The following is a 14,357-nucleotide window of genomic DNA, read 5'->3' as shown; positions in this document are numbered from 1 at the left end:
CAATCTAGACAATCTCATGGATGGTTCAGAAGCTTCGGATCATTCTGGTGACACGCAATCCAGGAGAGTTATGATATGACCGAGCCCGATCAACACGACATCGTCATCATCGGTGGGGGCGCAAGCGGCACGCTGACGGCGTGGAACCTCGCCACCCGCTACGGTATGACTGCGACGCTGGTCGATCCGTCCGACCGTCCCGGCTTCGGGCTCGCTTACTCAACACCGTCATTGAAAAATCTCCTGAATGTCCCGGCCAAGGGCATGAGCGCCGACCCGGCCGACCCCGACCACTTCTTGCGCTGGCTGGCCGAGAACGTGCCCGGCACGATCGATGACGGGGAGTTCGTACCGCGCGCGCTCTATGGCCTTTATCTTCGCAACCTGCATTCTATCGCAGCTCCTGAGCACGTCCGGCAGCGCGCCGTCGGTTGTCACCGGATCGACGGCGGCTTTGCCGTGACACTCGCTGACGGGGAGGTGCTATATGCCAGACAGGTCGTGCTGGCTTCCGGGCATTTCGATCCGGCGTGCCTGCCCGGTATCCCGCGCGAACTGGACGACACCGGCCGCTATCACCACAACGCCTGGGATGAACGGGCATTGGCCAACGTTGCGCCCGATGACGCGGTGACGCTGATCGGCACCGGCCTGACCACGATCGACGTACTGCTGCGTCTGCGGGAGAACGGCCACCGCGGACAGGTGACGGCCCTGTCGCGTCGCGGCCTGTTTCCCGAACGGCATGCGGCATACACGAAGCTGCCAGCACCTGTCTTTACACCCGGAAATACAGCATCAACCGCACTCGCCTACCTGCGCGCTTTCCATGCGGCACTGAAACGCGGCACCGACTGGCGGGCGGCGGTGGACAGCATGCGTCCGGTCATCAACACGCTGTGGCTGGCGCTGCCGGATGTCGAAAAATCCCGTTTCCAGCGGCATTTGCTACGGCGCTGGGAAATCCTGCGGCATCGTATGGCTCCGCATATTGCAGATATCCTTGACCAGGAGCGTCAGGCCGGAACCTTGCGCGTGCTTGACGGGCGCGTGACCGCAATCAGCACCGGCGAAGATGGCCTGATCGTCAGGGCCGGCGACGACATGACGATCACCGCCGCCCACGTCATCAACTGTACCGGCCCCAGCCTGAAATACCAACGCGCAGACGCGCCCTTGCTGCACGATTTGTTCAATCGGGGTGAGATAGTTCCTGGTTTCAAGGGCGCGGGCCTGTCCTGCACGCCGGACGGTGCGCTCATCAACGCGGAGGGCGACGTGGCGGACGATCTGTTTACAATCGGCCCGGCGCGGCTCGGCGTGCTGCTGGAGTCCATTGCCATTCCGGAAATCCGCGTGCAGGCCCGTGAGGTCGCCGACCGGCTGGCGCAGGCCGTATGATCCCGCGCTATACCGATCACGCGGCCAATGAGCGGACCTTTCTCGCCTGGCTCCGCACGGCGCTTGCCATTGTGGCCTTCGGCGGCGTACTGGCGAAATTTGACCTGTTCCTGCGTCTGGCGGCAGACCAGCACGATGCCGCCGCACCGCGCCCTTATGGGGCCACCGCCGAACTGGGCGTCGTGTTCGTCGCGCTCGGCGTTGTTCTGTTCGCCGCAGCGTATCGGCGGTTCCAAGCCACGCGTACGGCAATCGCGGCGGATACGACGCATTACTCGGTCGGCCCTAGCATGGAGCGCGCGCTAACGATTGCGCTTGGTGCCCTTGGCTGTGCCGTGCTGGTGGCCCTGACCCGGGCGGTAGTGTCATGACGCTGGAACAACTTCGGATTTTCGCAGCTGTCGCCGAGCGCGAGCACATCACCCGGGCCGCCGAATTCCTCAATCTGACGCAATCCGCCGTCAGTCATGCCGTGACCCAACTGGAGGGCGAATTCCAGCTTGCTTTCTTCAGCCGGATCGGTCGCCGCATCGAACTGACACCGGCCGGTCGGTTGTTTCTTGAGGAAGCGCGCACCGTGCTGAACCGCGCAAACATCGCGCGCGAGCGGATGTTCGACCTCGCGGGCCTGCGCGACGGCAGCCTGCGCCTGCATGCCAGCCATACCATAGCGAGCTACTGGCTGCCCGCGCGTCTGAATGCGTTCCGCGCCGCGTATCCCGGCATTCGCCTACACGTCACGATCGCCAATACACGCGATATTGCGGCAGGGGTGCAATCGGGCGAGGCGTCGATTGGCCTGGTGGAAGGCGATCTGCCGACGCCGGACTTGCACAGCGATGTCGTCGCTCAGGATCAGCTGCTGCTGGTCGTGGCCCCCGATCACCCATGGGCGTCGACTCCGCCCGCGACCCGCGATCTCGCGCGCAGCCCGTGGGTTCTGCGCGAGGCCGGGTCGGGCACGCGTATCGAGTTCGAACACGCACTCCACGCCCTCGGCGTCGATCCGGCCGATCTCGACGTGATGCTGGAGGTCGCGTCCAACGAGGCGATGGCCAGCGCCGTGGAGACGGGGACCGCTGCTGCCGTGCTCTCGGCAAGCGTGGTGGCGGGCCGGATCGAGGCCGGGCTGCTATGCGCCGTGCCCATGAACCTGCCGGACCGGCAGTTCCGCGCGCTGCGCCACCCGCAACGCCGCCTGTCGCCGGCGGAAACTGCCTTTCTCGCCCTGCTGGGCGCCCCTGTCACAGTGAACAAGCCATGACGAAGCCGCTGCAGAACCTCGCCCATCCGCGCGAGATGATCCGCCAGTTCACGCCCAACTGGTTCGCTGCCACCATGGGGACGGGTATCCTGGCCCTCGCGCTACCGCAGATCCCCGTCGCCGGTTCGTATCTCCACGGCGTCGGCACAGCGTTGTGGCTTTTCAACATCGCCCTGTTTGCCCTGTTCGCCGGGCTTTATGCCGCGCGGTGGATGATGTTCGGCCACGAGGCGCGGCGGATCTTCGGGCATGGCACGGTATCGATGTTCTTCGGCACCATACCGATGGGACTGGCGACAATCATCAACGGCGGCATCGCGTTCGGCATTTCGTTGTTCGGTGAGGGCATCGTGGGCATCGCCCATGCGCTGTGGTGGCTGGACGTGGCGATGTCGATCGCCTGCGGGGTGCTGATCCCGTATCTGATGTTCACACGGCACGAGCATCGTCTGGAAGGCATGACGGCGATCTGGCTGCTACCGGTCGTGGCGGCCGAAGTGGCGGGGGCATCCGGGGGACAGATCGCGCCGCATCTGGCGGATGCGGGCACGCAGTTCACCGTGCTGCTCACGTCCTATGTCCTCTGGGCGTATTCGGTGCCGGTCGCGTTCGGCATCCTGACGATCCTGACGCTACGCATGGCGCTGCACAAACTGCCGCATGAGAGCATGGCGGCGTCATGCTGGCTGGCGTTGGGACCGATCGGCACGGGCGCGCTCGGAATGCTGGTGTTGGGTGGGGACGCACCTACAATCATGGCGCTGCATGGCCCGCGGGAGATCGGCATCGCGGCCCACGGCATGGGGGTCTTGGCGGGGCTGCTGTTGTGGGGCTTCGGGCTGTGGTGGTGGTTGATGGCGTGCCTGATCACGGCGCGCTACTGGCGCTCGGGCATCCCGTTCAATCTCGGCTGGTGGGGCTATACCTTCCCGTTGGGCGTTTACACGGTCGCAACGTTCCGGCTCGGTGCGATGCTCGATTACGGGTTTTTCGGCGTCGCGGGCACGGTGTTCTGCGTGATGCTCGCCATCATGTGGCTGGTCGTCGCGGCCAAGACGCTCGCCAGCGGGTGGGCGGGAAATCTGTTCGTCTCTCCCTGCATCGCAACCCCGGAGTAGAGCGCATCGGCGTACGGCCTGATTTCGTCGACCGTGTATCCAATGAACCAGCGCATTGCGGCGCATTACCCTGAGAAACGCGTTGCAGGGCGCTGAGCTTTTCTCGAATGAGGCCTTCCGGGTGAAAGAGCAACCCGGTAATCTATTTTATCGAACGTTCTAAGCGATACGTTTCAATTTTCAGCCTCGTCCCCTGATCGTATCAAAGTCTTCACGAGAAGCGAGGCGGGAAATCGGTCCTGGCCGCGAAACTCGAAAGGCAATGATTTGCATTCCGGAGAGTGTCTCTGCCCCTCCGAAAAATCATGCGCCGAAATGCGATCACGGGAACAGGCTTCCATGAAAATTTTTGGCAAATCGAAGGTTCTGCCTCTCGCCTCCGTCCTGACGGGACTGGCTCTGCTTGGCGGATGCGGAACGGCAATCACCAGCAGCAACAATCCCTCGCATGAACGGGCGCGTCTGTGGTGGGACTACAAGAGCCTGCCCGTCAAGTTCATCGGAACGGTTCCGGGTCAGACAGACGCGACGCTGGCTGCCCTTTATCCGACGCAGGACGGCGTGGCATCGGCAGACAGCCGTCGTATCGTGATGTATCTCAACGCCGTGCGATTGCCCGCCAAGGACGAACTCTGCTCCGCCGAAACGGAATTTGCCCAAGGCGGGCCGAAAGGCGGTTTGACTCAGGTCACCGCAGCCATGTGTGACGGATCGAAAGAAATTACCCGCACCTCGGGACAGATTGCCACAGACGGCGCCTCTGCCCGGTGGCTGACGATCGGCTTCGACAATATTCGCGACCAGCTCTACACGGCGCTCACGCCCGGAGCTAATCACCCTTACATGGGGAACTGAGTTGTTCAATGCCGCGCGTGAAGTCGCTTGGGATATCAAGCGCGGCATCGGCATCGATGTTCAGTGATGGATCAACAATGGCAGCATCTCGTGGGCAAGAATGTCCTCGGTCACGCCTCCGAAAAGCCTTTCGAAGAAACGCGGATGCGTATAGGCGCCCATAACGAGAATATCCGCATTTGCGCGCAGTGCATGATCGCGAAGCGCGATCCCTTCACCGTCATCAATCCGAAAACGATCGATACCGACACTGATGCCGGCATCCATCAACCGCCGGGCAGGATCAGGCATACATTCATCAGGGAGCGCTCCGATCAGGAAGGTCACGTGTTCGGCAGTCAGCAGCAACTTCCATGCCGCCGATAGTGCGGCATCCAACGCCCGGGACGGCTCCCACAGAATGACGGGACGAACGCCGATCGTCCGGGGCGCATGCTCAGGAGCGATTAATACGGCGGCGTTGGCATCGAAAAGTGCTGCCATGAGAGTCTTTCTGGTCCGGTCGGGGTCGCTTGGCATGTGTCTGCCGACGACCACGAGATCGGCTTTCCGGCTTTGTTCGGCGACGATACTGCGAACGTCGCCTATCGCCTGGAGCCATTGTGCTGAGCCCGTGTCCGCGCGCGTCGTCATCCATCGCTCGGTGATGTCGCGCAAGGTACCACTCAAATTCTGTTCGCGCTTTTCGAACTCGGCGTGTTCGCTCTGCGTCTCGATGCCTTCGTCCTCAGACTGGAAGTCCGGATTGGTCTCCTGCCGCGGATGCAGGATCGTCACCTTGCAATCTTGCAAACGCACCATGAGGCTATCGACGGTGCGAAGGGTCTGGAGCGCCGGCCCAGGCCGGTCGAGAATGGCCAGTATGTGCATGATAGATCTCCACTCCAAAGATAAACGACCTTCGGAACGAAGAGAGGCGCACATGTCTCCTCGTACCGATTGCGGCACAGAGGAGTCATCAGCCTTGCGGCGGTTTCAGGGGAACCCCATCCCCTTGTCCAGGACGACGAAATTCTGCTGTTCGCGCGTCACCGGGATTATGTGCGCCCGGCGGTGAGGGCGAGCAACAAAAAAGGAGGGCTGGCAGGTCACAAATACAGGAAACGGCTCTTCTCGGGATTAACCATGCCCCGACGGCGGCACCCTGAAGTAGCGCACTGCGACCGCTTTATGTTAACTCTCCCGACAAGGGGATGGAGCTCCCCCTTCAACCGCCCTCGCAAGGGCTGATGGCTCCTACCGCGACACAATGGCGGTGGGAGTGCGTCTGCATTTCGCCGCCCGAAACAGCGGGTTCCGTCCGAACTCGCGCAGAAAGGGAATGGCATGTCGTTTACAACCTGTCTTATCGTCATGGTCGGAGGCGCTCTCGGCACGTTGGCGCGTTACCTGGTTTCCGTCGCGGCCATGCCGATCAGCCGCTTCATCCCATGGGGCACGATCCTCCCCATCAACGCGCTCGGCTCGTTCGTGATCGGTTTCTTCGGCACGTTGACCCTTGCGGACGGGCGCTATCCGGTGTCGGAAAACATGCGTCTTTTCGTGATGATCGGGCTCTGCGGCGGCTATACGACGTTCTCATCCTTCAGCCTGCAGACGCTCGACCTGATCCGTAACGATGCCTGGGGGCGGGCGTCCGTGAACGTGGCCGCGTCGGTCATTCTCTGCATCGGTGCCGTGGCGCTGGGCCATATCACGGCCGACGGGTTCAACACGGGCGCCATCCGCATCGCCCAGACCGCAACCGAAGAAGACGCCTAACCGATAGGGCATCATGATCATGAATGGCTCAGGTGTGCCCCCTTGGTTGGTATGGGCTCTGTTATCAGCCGCCTTTGCGGCGATGACGGCAATCCTCGCCAAGCTCGGCGTTCAGGGGGTTGATTCTGATATCGCAACTTTCGTGCGCACGATCGTCATCGTCGTCGTGCTGGGAACGTTGCTTGCCCTCACCGGCAAGCTGCGCGCGCTAGACCCCATCGGTGGGCGGACGGTCCTCTTCCTCATGCTGTCGGGTCTCGCCACGGGAGCATCATGGCTATGCTATTTTCGCGCGTTGAAGCTGGGCGATGCGGCGCGCGTGGCGCCTGTCGACAAGCTGAGTGTCGTTTTCGTGGCGATTTTCGGCGTCCTGGTCTTGGGCGAACATATGTCCGCCAAAGGCTGGGGCGGGGTTGTCCTGATCGCCCTCGGTGCTGTTCTCGTTGCCGTGGGCTAGGCACCGCGGCCATAACGCCGCATTGTTGCGCAACAGGGCCAATGAGTTTGTGGGGGCGTGCCTGTGCGCCGTGTTTGCCTGGTGCCTGATGGGTCCGGTGCACGCGCAGGGCGATCCGCAGGGTCTGAGCGCTAATTTACCCGTCAGGCTCAAGGACGCCTTTGTCACGCCGTCAGGACATGTCGCGCTGCAAACGGCCGAGCGCGTGAGTATAGCCGGCGACGGGCGCTACAGCGCGCGGGGTGGTCCGGCCATCAAGCTGGGACTGCCCGGCCGGATCGAACTGAGCTTTGCGCCCGCGCGTCAGTTCGGCGACGCGTCAAGTGTTCATGGCAATCTGGCGGGCGCGGAAGTGGAATGGAACTTCCGCCAGCAGGGGCGCTACGTTCCGGCCATGCTGATATCGCTCATCCGCCAGGAGCCTTATGGGGGCGGCCATTAGGGACCACGCGACAGCGTCCAGTTCGTTGCGACGAAATCGCTTGGCCGTTCCAGGCAGGCGCCCAGGGTCGGCATAGAAATCGCCTGGACGCGATCCTTCAGGGTTCGGCCTGACGAACGGCCGAAGCGATGGATGGTCGGGATGGTCGGCTCGCATCTGATAGGGCCTCGAACTGCGCTGGTCGCCGATGTGGTGCGTCAGCAGCAAACCAGGCAACGACGCCTGTCGAGCTTCGTTGATATCGGCTTTAACCATATTCTGGAGCCGGCAGTAACAATAAGCGGTGGTCTCGGGGGCGGTGTCGCCAGCGATCGTGGAGCTGTGCGGGTTTTCATCGGCCTGAAATAGACCTCCGGGGTGATCTTTCAGGGGCGATAACCGAAGTTACATCGCCGAATAATACAGAAAATCGAACGTTTCGTGCTTTCAAATGAGTTGGTTCGGGTGATCAAGAGAAGCGCATGATCAGGCTCTCCAAAGGAGACCGACTATGAACGACATGACTTCAAACCTTCGCGCCGACCGGCGCCATGCCCTGCTGGGTCTGATGGCGGCCACCGCCGGCGCAACGATCGCCACCACTTCCACTGCCTTGGCAGCACGATCTTCCTCGTCCCATGCGGACGGAACCGGCAATCTTGCCGTGCTGACCTCGCAGCTGGCCAGATCCCCGCGCCGCCGCGATTTCAGGACCGTGCCGATGGTGCTCGACGACCCGCTCATGTGGGACGCCCAGGCACTTGATCTGGTGATCGCCTATCGCGGCGAGCGGAAGCAGGTCTGGGACAACACAGCAATCGATAGCCCTTGGCTCAACCTGATGCGCAATTCCGTTAACGCACAGGTGTTTTCGTTCAGACACCCGGACTTTCTCGCGGTGTCGGCCACGCATGGCTCCGCTCACCTTGCCCTCTATGACCAGACAATCTGGGACAAGTATCAGCTGGCGAAGCTCGCCGGGCCGGCCTTTGCGTTTAATACGCTTATCAAAACGCCAGACGGTGCTCTCGATGCGTCGGCTCACGAGGATCCGAAGGGTCTTTTCGGAGCGGCAGGCAACACGATCCCGATTTTGCAGAAGCGTGGCGTCGTGTTCATGGCCTGCCACAACGCGATCTGGGAGCAGACGGGCAAGCTGATCGAGAAAGGTATCAATCCCGATCATCTGTCACACGAGCAGATGGCCGCCGAACTGACCAATCACCTGATCGACGGCGTCGTCCTGACCCCCGGCATCGTGGCAACGATCCCTGAACTGCAACATGCCGGTTTCGGCTACGTGAAGTGAGAACGGCTATGACACCCTCAAGAATAAGAAAAACCCTGTTGGCCACAGCTGCGGCGACTTTCGTGCTGTCGACTGCTGCGGCGTTGGCCGATCCGGTGCAATGGAACGGCAAGGCGCAGACCCCGCATTACGCAGAAGACGTGTTTCCGCCGTGGCAGCACGGCCAGAACAACGACGCGACACGGCGCGGCTTCGAATTCACCGTCCCGGAAGTCGATGTTCTGGCCGATTTTCATGGCGACATCACGAATCCGAGCCTCGTCCTGTATGTCGGGGGAAACTACTTCTTCGCCATGGCGCCGCTCGTCTCGGCGTTCGAGCATGAGCATCCCGAATTCTCCGGAAAGATCTATTGGGAGACGATCCCGCCCGGATTGCTGATCCGCCAGATCGAAGCAGGCGGGACGATCACCTCCGGCAATATGACGTGGACGGCCAAGCCCGACGCCTATTTCGCGGGCCTCAAGAAGATCGATCAGTATATCAAGAGTGGCCTGCTGGCGGCGCCTGCCGTGCCCTATGTCACGAACACGCTCACGATCATGATTCCGAAAGACAATCCCGGCCACGTCGAATCCTTGAAGGATCTCGGCCGCCCGGGCATCAGGCTTGCGATGCCCAATCCCGAATTCGAGGGCATCGCGCGCCAGATCGAGGCATCACTGGACAAGGCGGGCGGCAAAGCTTTGGCCAACGCCGTCTACAAGACGAAAATTGCCAACGGCAGCACGGTCCTGACGCATATTCATCATCGGCAAACGCCGTTATTCCTGATGCAGGGCCTCGCTGACGCCGGTGTGACATGGCAGTCCGAAGCGATCTTCCAGGAACAGACCGGGCACGCCATCAGCCATGTGGACATTCCCGCCGATCAGAACAGCACGGCGATCTACGCGGGCGCGATGGTGAAGGGAGCCGCGCACCCTCAGGCCGCAAAGCTCTGGCTCGATTTCATCAAGTCGCCAACCGCCTTGGCGATTTTCGAACGCTACGGCTTCAAGGCCTATCACGGCGGCAGCATGCCGGATCACGACAGCGAGTAAATGGAGGCGAACATGAGTATCACACACGCATCAGCGCAGCGCGCCGTTTTTGGCGCCACCGCCCGACCCCTGACCGAAGCCGAGCGTAACTGGCGCATCGGCGGCCTCGCACTGCTGGCAACGCGGGTCATTCAGGGGTTCATTTACTGGGGCGGCGGGTCGCGCCGTTTCATCTATGCGCCTTCCAAGCTCGACGCCTGGGGCGGCCACAACTGGATGGCCAACAAATTTCAAACCGCGATGCCTGGGGCGCTGTTCGGTTTTGAACACGTCATCTCGTTCCTGTTGCAGCATTTCTGGCTCCTCTACACAGGTGTCATCGTCTTCAGCGCCGCCGAGCTGATCGCCGGTGCCGCGCTGATGGCAGGGTTCATGACCCGGGCGTCCGCGCTCGTCTCGATGGGTTTTTCCGTGATCCTGATGGCCATGTTCGGCTGGCAGGGCGCGACCTGCATCGACGAATGGACGATGGCCGCGTGTAACCTGGCTATGGGAACGACCCTGCTGCTCGGCGGATCGAGTGCTTTCAGCCTCGACAATGTGTTGCTGGCCCGACGTCCGCGTCTCGCAGACAGCGCCTGGTTTCGTTGGGCGAGCGGCGCGCTTCCGCTTCCGCTGGCGGATATTCCATTCCGGAACCTGACGCTGGCTTTGTTCGGCTTTGTCCTGATCTACAACGTCAGCACCTACAGCTATTTTCGCGGTTCCGTCGTTACGCCGTTCCATAGTGGGCCGGTGAGCCCGACGAAGCATCACGTGACGCTGTCCAATGCGGTCGTTCTCGCTGATGGCGGTATTCGCGTTCATGCCTATCTGGATGCAGGAACGCCTGAAGCACCCGTGCACATCGTTGATGCAGCCGTTATCGGGCCGGACAAAGTGATCGCAGAACACTGGGATGCCAAAGTTCTGTCAGCCCTGACGAAGCAGAACTTCGATAATGATTACGCCTATAACAAATTTGGCCCGGGGCCCTACGGTATCCGTGCGCCGATGGGGGCGAAGGCGACCATTACCCTCCCGTGGCTAACGCAGGCCCATACGCCGGCAAACGGGTCGGTTATTCGCTTCACGGATGTCGACGGGCGTATATTCACGGCACCGCTTGGTGTTTCTAAATAAGTCTTGCTGCAAGGCAGGAGACTGGCGCCGTTGGTTCTTCCGGCGGCGTCGGTCGGGGAACCTCTGATCGAGACGGTCCGTCCAAAAGGCAAAACCCCGCCTCGCGATCTGCGGCGGACCCTGTCGGCGATTTTCTGGCGCCATCAGAATGGCGCGAAATGGCGCTCAATTCCTGCTGAACTCGGCCCCTGGTGGACGGCAGCCCAACTCTTCATCCGTTGGGCAAAGCTCGGCGTCTGGCAGGCTCTGTTTGAACAGGTGAAGGGTCAAGATCCGGCTTTAGGTATGGTCTTCCTCGACGGCACAAACATTCGGGCTCATCACAAGGCCGCCGGAGCGGCCAAAAAGGGGGATTCAGAGAACGCCGCAATGATCGTGAAGCACTTGGCCGCTCGCGTGGAGGGTTTGGCAGCAAGGTCTGCGTAGCCGCAGATGGGCATGGAAAGGCCCTGTCTTTCACCCTGACGCCAGGTCAGGCCCATGAACTCCCCTCGGCCATGGCCCTCCTTGACGCATTGCCGCACGCCCCGCGCTATGTCGTTTGCGATCGGGGCTATGCCTCGAACCAGTTTCGAGAGGCCTTATGGGACAGGGGTTCACGCCCGGTCATCCCGACAAAACGCAACGAGCCACAAGTAACCTGCCCGAAATGGGCCTATCGGCACCGACATCTGGTGGAAAATCTGTGGGCACGTCTCAAGGAGTGGAGAGCAGTCGCCACGCGGTATGAGAAAACCGCTACGTCCTTCATGGCCGTTATCTGCATCGCCGCAACAGCAGATCGCCTCAAGACCTAACAGGCCCTAAACCTTACATGATAGTTCGTTTAACGTTCTCTCTAAACGTACGTTAAATGCACTTTCGTGTAGTCAACCCATGACGGGGATGATGTTCGACATGGCGACACCACATGGACGAATGCTGGCGACGGTTCTGGCCGGGATTGCAGAGTTCGAGCGGGATCTGATCAGCGAGCGGGTGAAGTCTGGTCTGGCTGCTGCCAGGGCGCGTGGGAAGGTTCTCGGCCGACAGAAAGGAGAGCGGCCGAAGTCTGACCGTCTGGCTCCGAAGGTTCTGGCGCTGGTGGCGGAAAAGCGGAGTTATCGGTGGATCGCCCGCGATCTGGGGATTAGCAAGAACACAGTTGCTGCCATTGTGCATAGGGAAAGGTGAGTTTATCGGCCGTTGAATATGGGTTGTTTTTTGTCATTCTCTATTGCCGGTCTAGTAGGTTATCGCGTATGACCGCATGCAAACATGCGGTCATGTAAGGACGTTCACATGCCAACAATAGCGATTATCAGTCAGAAGGGTGGGGCTGGAAAAACCACTCTGGCTTTGCATCTGGCAGCTGCTGCTGAGAATACTGGCCATACGGCATTGGTGATTGATGTGGACCCACAGGCAACCGCGAGCCAATGGGCCGCATGGCGTAAGGATGCTCCGCCGGTTGTGATTGACAGTGCTCCGCCGCGCCTCGCGGCTAAGATCGAACAGGCCATGAGCCAAGGCGCTGAATTCATCGTGATTGATACCCCACCTCACGCTGATAGTGCGGCTAGTGCTGCCGTTGAAGTCGCCGATTTAGTGTTAATTCCATGTCGGCCGAGTGCATTCGATCTGGCAGCAATCAAAACTACTGCCAGCCTTATAAAAATGCGTGGCAAACCAGCCTTCGTCGTTTTTACAGCAGGAAGCCCGACTGCTCCACGTATGTATGAGGAGGCCACACAACTCGTAGAAAGCTACGGGCTGAACGCATGTCCACATATTATCGCTGATCGTGCAGTTTTTCGTCATGCGGCGGCGGAAGGGAAAACTGCAATGGAAATAGAGCCAAAAGGCAAGGCGTCTGATGAGGTAAGGCTGCTTTACAAGTGGGTATGTAAACATGTAAACATGCAATCATCGAGCAAGCGGAGAGCTAGTGCATGAGCCGGAAGGGGTCTCTACTGTCGTTGCGGGATCGTGATTCCGCAATATCGTCGGCTGTAGCCACATCAGAAAGCAAGGTTTCTGCCACAGACAACAAGTCGGTTGCACCGAGCCGTCAAGGCAAGAAAGCCATGACGGGCTATTTTAGCCCGGAAATGTCGTTTGCCATGCATATGACCGCCAGAAAGCATGGGATGAGTTTACAGGACGCGATGGCCGACGCGTTTAACGATTGGCTACGCAAGATGGGAGAAAGTCCTGTAGGCAAGTAGGTAGGTTTACCTAAGTTCATGTTTGCATGCACGCATGTACATTTGCCAGCATGATTCTGGAATCAGCGTATTGGGCTGCGTTCGTGCCGTTTTTTGCAAAAGCCAATAAAGGCTCCAGCAGGGCTTTTAAGCTCGGGTTTCCCCATGTCGTGCCACCATGAAACCCATTCGTCATGGAGGGCATAAATGTCATATCCTGGTGCAACGGTTTTAGCGTCATGCATGGTTTCGGGATCAATGTAGGGGGCATCTCTGACAGGGACAATAACGTCGGCCTTTGTTTTAAGGCTCAAACGGTTGCGAAATAGAATGATGTCGTCGGCCATTGTGATGGCATAGTCAGGAAAATGAGCATGGCTGGTGTCATGCGCACAAACTTTCTTAACCAAGGATCGAAAGACGCGAAGCGGGCTATTTGAGCCACATTTTTTTTGTAGTAGCTCTAATCCGATCTTCCATTCATCTTTCATACCGCAGTGTTTGCGGGCTAGCTCGTACATGCGTCGTTCAAACGGTTTGCGAAGTCGGAAATAGTCTCGGTGAAGCGTTAGGACATTCTTGCTGATGACTGAACGATAGACCCAATCTGACAGAGTGATTTCAAGATCAAGCATTCGGCCGTCAAACGTCTTACGAGTGATTCTAGCTTCTTCGATCAAACCGAAAATTCGCGTTTCTTCAATGCCGCCTGTTTGAATGTTGGTTCGCACGGTTGTTCCGCGCAAGCGTGTCAACGCGTCGGTCAGTAGCCTATAACCTGCTCCGCTGGTTTGACGATTGGTAGCGACCAGCATGTCATAAGCTTGAAGGCGGAGCGTTCGGCTTGGTTGTTCGCCGTGATTCATTTTCGCAACGAGCTGAGAGATGCAGTAGATTAAGATATCCTTGTCATGAATCGTTGCCAGCCCTTTGCCAGACGGGATGATCTCTATGATATTCCCATTATGTTCATAGCGTCGCATCCGATTATCTGGCTTGGTCGAGAGCGAAAAAACTGGATGCTCCATTGACGCCATATCATCTTTGGGAATGGCATCGAGCACGTCACAGATGAATAGATCCTGATTTGGATGGCGGACTGGAAGGAGGGGCGTGCGATCATCACCTTCCACAGCCAGAGAAGGCGCAATGTCGAACAAGGAAGGAGAAGATTCTATCGTCATTTCAATTACAAATAACTATTATCGTCACTTCACATACGCAAGCCGATTATCGTCATTTTAGATTCAATTCGAGCTTATCGTCATTTCAATTACGCATGCTTGCTATCGTCATAGTGGATTCAGTTTATCGTCATAGTGGATTCAGTTTATCGTCATAGTGGATTCACAAGACAATAGAATCAGACAATAAAATTGTTATTATTCAATGTGTTATTTTGTCTCTGAAAAACCGTAAC

The 14,357-nt window shown here is 59.2% G+C and carries 17 protein-coding genes, 1 pseudogene and 2 riboswitches; of the genes and pseudogenes, 16 read left to right on the top strand and 2 right to left on the bottom strand.

Annotation, left to right across the window (positions count from 1 at the left end; translation table 11 throughout):
• Positions 1-75 precede the first annotated feature (75 nt).
• The 5 genes from PY793_RS13205 to PY793_RS13185 all read left to right on the top strand — a co-directional run bounded on the left by PY793_RS13205 (position 76) and on the right by PY793_RS13185 (position 4,638).
• Positions 76-1,401 (top strand): FAD/NAD(P)-binding protein, encoded by a 1,326-nt coding sequence (locus PY793_RS13205; protein WP_010516722.1) that lies wholly within the window; start codon positions 76-78, stop codon positions 1,399-1,401.
• Entirely contained in the window at positions 1,398-1,772 is a 375-nt protein-coding gene (locus PY793_RS13200) for a YidH family protein (RefSeq protein WP_010516723.1), read from the top strand. Before PY793_RS13205 ends, PY793_RS13200 begins: the two co-directional genes overlap by 4 nt.
• Positions 1,769-2,665 (top strand): LysR family transcriptional regulator, encoded by an 897-nt coding sequence (locus PY793_RS13195; RefSeq protein WP_010510913.1) that lies wholly within the window; start codon positions 1,769-1,771, stop codon positions 2,663-2,665. The genes PY793_RS13200 and PY793_RS13195 overlap by 4 nt, the downstream gene beginning before the upstream one ends.
• Positions 2,662-3,783, top strand: coding sequence for a TDT family transporter (locus PY793_RS13190; protein ID WP_010516726.1), 1,122 nt, complete (start codon positions 2,662-2,664; stop codon positions 3,781-3,783). The genes PY793_RS13195 and PY793_RS13190 overlap by 4 nt, the downstream gene beginning before the upstream one ends.
• Positions 3,784-4,098: 315 nt before the next feature.
• Complete coding sequence (locus PY793_RS13185; protein WP_275178465.1) at positions 4,099-4,638, top strand: thioredoxin domain-containing protein; 540 nt, start codon at positions 4,099-4,101, stop codon at positions 4,636-4,638.
• Between the two features lie 60 nt (positions 4,639-4,698).
• On the opposite strand, the gene PY793_RS13180 is transcribed toward PY793_RS13185, so the two are convergent.
• Entirely contained in the window at positions 4,699-5,508 is an 810-nt protein-coding gene (locus PY793_RS13180) for a universal stress protein (RefSeq protein ID WP_010516727.1), read from the bottom strand.
• Positions 5,509-5,580: 72 nt separating this feature from the next.
• A riboswitch (Fluoride riboswitch) is annotated at positions 5,581-5,641 on the bottom strand.
• 177 nt (positions 5,642-5,818) lie between these two features.
• A riboswitch (Fluoride riboswitch) is annotated at positions 5,819-5,884 on the top strand.
• An 80-nt stretch (positions 5,885-5,964) separates the two neighbouring features.
• Here PY793_RS13180 and crcB point away from each other — a divergent pair.
• The 11 genes and pseudogenes from crcB to PY793_RS13125 all read left to right on the top strand — a co-directional run bounded on the left by crcB (position 5,965) and on the right by PY793_RS13125 (position 12,958).
• Positions 5,965-6,399: a fluoride efflux transporter CrcB gene (gene crcB / locus PY793_RS13175; protein ID WP_010510921.1), complete on the top strand. Its 435-nt coding sequence runs from the start codon at positions 5,965-5,967 to the stop codon at positions 6,397-6,399.
• Positions 6,400-6,418: 19 nt separating this feature from the next.
• A complete protein-coding gene (locus tag PY793_RS13170) occupies positions 6,419-6,856 on the top strand; it encodes an EamA family transporter (protein ID WP_019092212.1) in 438 nt (145 codons plus the stop codon).
• Between the two features lie 205 nt (positions 6,857-7,061).
• Entirely contained in the window at positions 7,062-7,298 is a 237-nt protein-coding gene (locus PY793_RS13165) for a hypothetical protein (protein WP_231875120.1), read from the top strand.
• A gap of 141 nt (positions 7,299-7,439) precedes the next feature.
• Positions 7,440-7,646, top strand: coding sequence for a hypothetical protein (locus PY793_RS13160; protein WP_231098615.1), 207 nt, complete (start codon positions 7,440-7,442; stop codon positions 7,644-7,646).
• A 142-nt stretch (positions 7,647-7,788) separates the two neighbouring features.
• A complete protein-coding gene (tetH, locus tag PY793_RS13155) occupies positions 7,789-8,586 on the top strand; it encodes a thiosulfate dehydrogenase (protein WP_010516738.1) in 798 nt (265 codons plus the stop codon).
• A gap of 38 nt (positions 8,587-8,624) precedes the next feature.
• Complete coding sequence (locus PY793_RS13150) at positions 8,625-9,629, top strand: substrate-binding domain-containing protein (protein ID WP_010510929.1); 1,005 nt, start codon at positions 8,625-8,627, stop codon at positions 9,627-9,629.
• Between the two features lie 12 nt (positions 9,630-9,641).
• A complete protein-coding gene (locus tag PY793_RS13145) occupies positions 9,642-10,751 on the top strand; it encodes a TQO small subunit DoxD (RefSeq protein WP_011251529.1) in 1,110 nt (369 codons plus the stop codon).
• Between the two features lie 30 nt (positions 10,752-10,781).
• Positions 10,782-11,548 (top strand): IS5 family transposase gene (locus PY793_RS13140; RefSeq protein ID WP_275178464.1). Its coding sequence is split into 2 segments (ribosomal slippage): positions 10,782-11,109 and positions 11,109-11,548, totalling 768 coding nucleotides; the frame shifts between segments, so codons are not numbered across the junction.
• Positions 11,549-11,627: 79 nt separating this feature from the next.
• Positions 11,628-11,924, top strand: a pseudogene (locus PY793_RS13135) (recombinase family protein); the annotation flags it as partial.
• Between the two features lie 108 nt (positions 11,925-12,032).
• Positions 12,033-12,686 carry a ParA family partition ATPase gene (gene parA / locus PY793_RS13130; RefSeq protein ID WP_275178463.1) on the top strand — a complete coding sequence of 218 codons (654 nt, stop codon included), beginning with the start codon at positions 12,033-12,035 and terminating at the stop codon, positions 12,684-12,686.
• Positions 12,683-12,958, top strand: coding sequence for a ribbon-helix-helix domain-containing protein (locus PY793_RS13125; protein WP_275178462.1), 276 nt, complete (start codon positions 12,683-12,685; stop codon positions 12,956-12,958). The genes parA and PY793_RS13125 overlap by 4 nt, the downstream gene beginning before the upstream one ends.
• A 62-nt stretch (positions 12,959-13,020) precedes the next feature.
• Here the strand turns inward: PY793_RS13125 and PY793_RS13120 are convergent, their stop codons facing one another.
• A complete protein-coding gene (locus PY793_RS13120) occupies positions 13,021-14,121 on the bottom strand; it encodes a replication initiator protein A (RefSeq protein ID WP_338332646.1) in 1,101 nt (366 codons plus the stop codon).
• Positions 14,122-14,357 lie beyond the last annotated feature (236 nt).

Origin of the sequence: Acetobacter fabarum (assembly GCF_029069195.1) — a bacterium.
GTDB lineage: Bacteria > Pseudomonadota > Alphaproteobacteria > Acetobacterales > Acetobacteraceae > Acetobacter > Acetobacter fabarum_A.
This window is presented reverse-complemented; position numbering and strand designations above follow the sequence as displayed.

Bases quoted from the DNA above. Each gene is read 5' to 3' on its own strand.
- PY793_RS13180 (WP_010516727.1), bottom strand. From the start codon at position 5,508: ATGCACATACTGGCCATTCTCGACCGGCCTGGGCCGGCGCTCCAGACC.
- PY793_RS13125 (WP_275178462.1), top strand. From the start codon at position 12,683: ATGAGCCGGAAGGGGTCTCTACTGTCGTTGCGGGATCGTGATTCCGCA.
- crcB (WP_010510921.1), top strand. From the start codon at position 5,965: ATGTCGTTTACAACCTGTCTTATCGTCATGGTCGGAGGCGCTCTCGGC.
- PY793_RS13160 (WP_231098615.1), top strand. From the start codon at position 7,440: ATGGTCGGCTCGCATCTGATAGGGCCTCGAACTGCGCTGGTCGCCGAT.
- PY793_RS13145 (WP_011251529.1), top strand. From the start codon at position 9,642: ATGAGTATCACACACGCATCAGCGCAGCGCGCCGTTTTTGGCGCCACC.
- tetH (WP_010516738.1), top strand. From the start codon at position 7,789: ATGAACGACATGACTTCAAACCTTCGCGCCGACCGGCGCCATGCCCTG.
- PY793_RS13170 (WP_019092212.1), top strand. From the start codon at position 6,419: ATGAATGGCTCAGGTGTGCCCCCTTGGTTGGTATGGGCTCTGTTATCA.
- PY793_RS13195 (WP_010510913.1), top strand. From the start codon at position 1,769: ATGACGCTGGAACAACTTCGGATTTTCGCAGCTGTCGCCGAGCGCGAG.
- PY793_RS13205 (WP_010516722.1), top strand. From the start codon at position 76: ATGACCGAGCCCGATCAACACGACATCGTCATCATCGGTGGGGGCGCA.
- PY793_RS13120 (WP_338332646.1), bottom strand. From the start codon at position 14,121: ATGACGATAGAATCTTCTCCTTCCTTGTTCGACATTGCGCCTTCTCTG.
- PY793_RS13190 (WP_010516726.1), top strand. From the start codon at position 2,662: ATGACGAAGCCGCTGCAGAACCTCGCCCATCCGCGCGAGATGATCCGC.
- parA (WP_275178463.1), top strand. From the start codon at position 12,033: ATGCCAACAATAGCGATTATCAGTCAGAAGGGTGGGGCTGGAAAAACC.
- PY793_RS13200 (WP_010516723.1), top strand. From the start codon at position 1,398: ATGATCCCGCGCTATACCGATCACGCGGCCAATGAGCGGACCTTTCTC.
- PY793_RS13185 (WP_275178465.1), top strand. From the start codon at position 4,099: ATGCGATCACGGGAACAGGCTTCCATGAAAATTTTTGGCAAATCGAAG.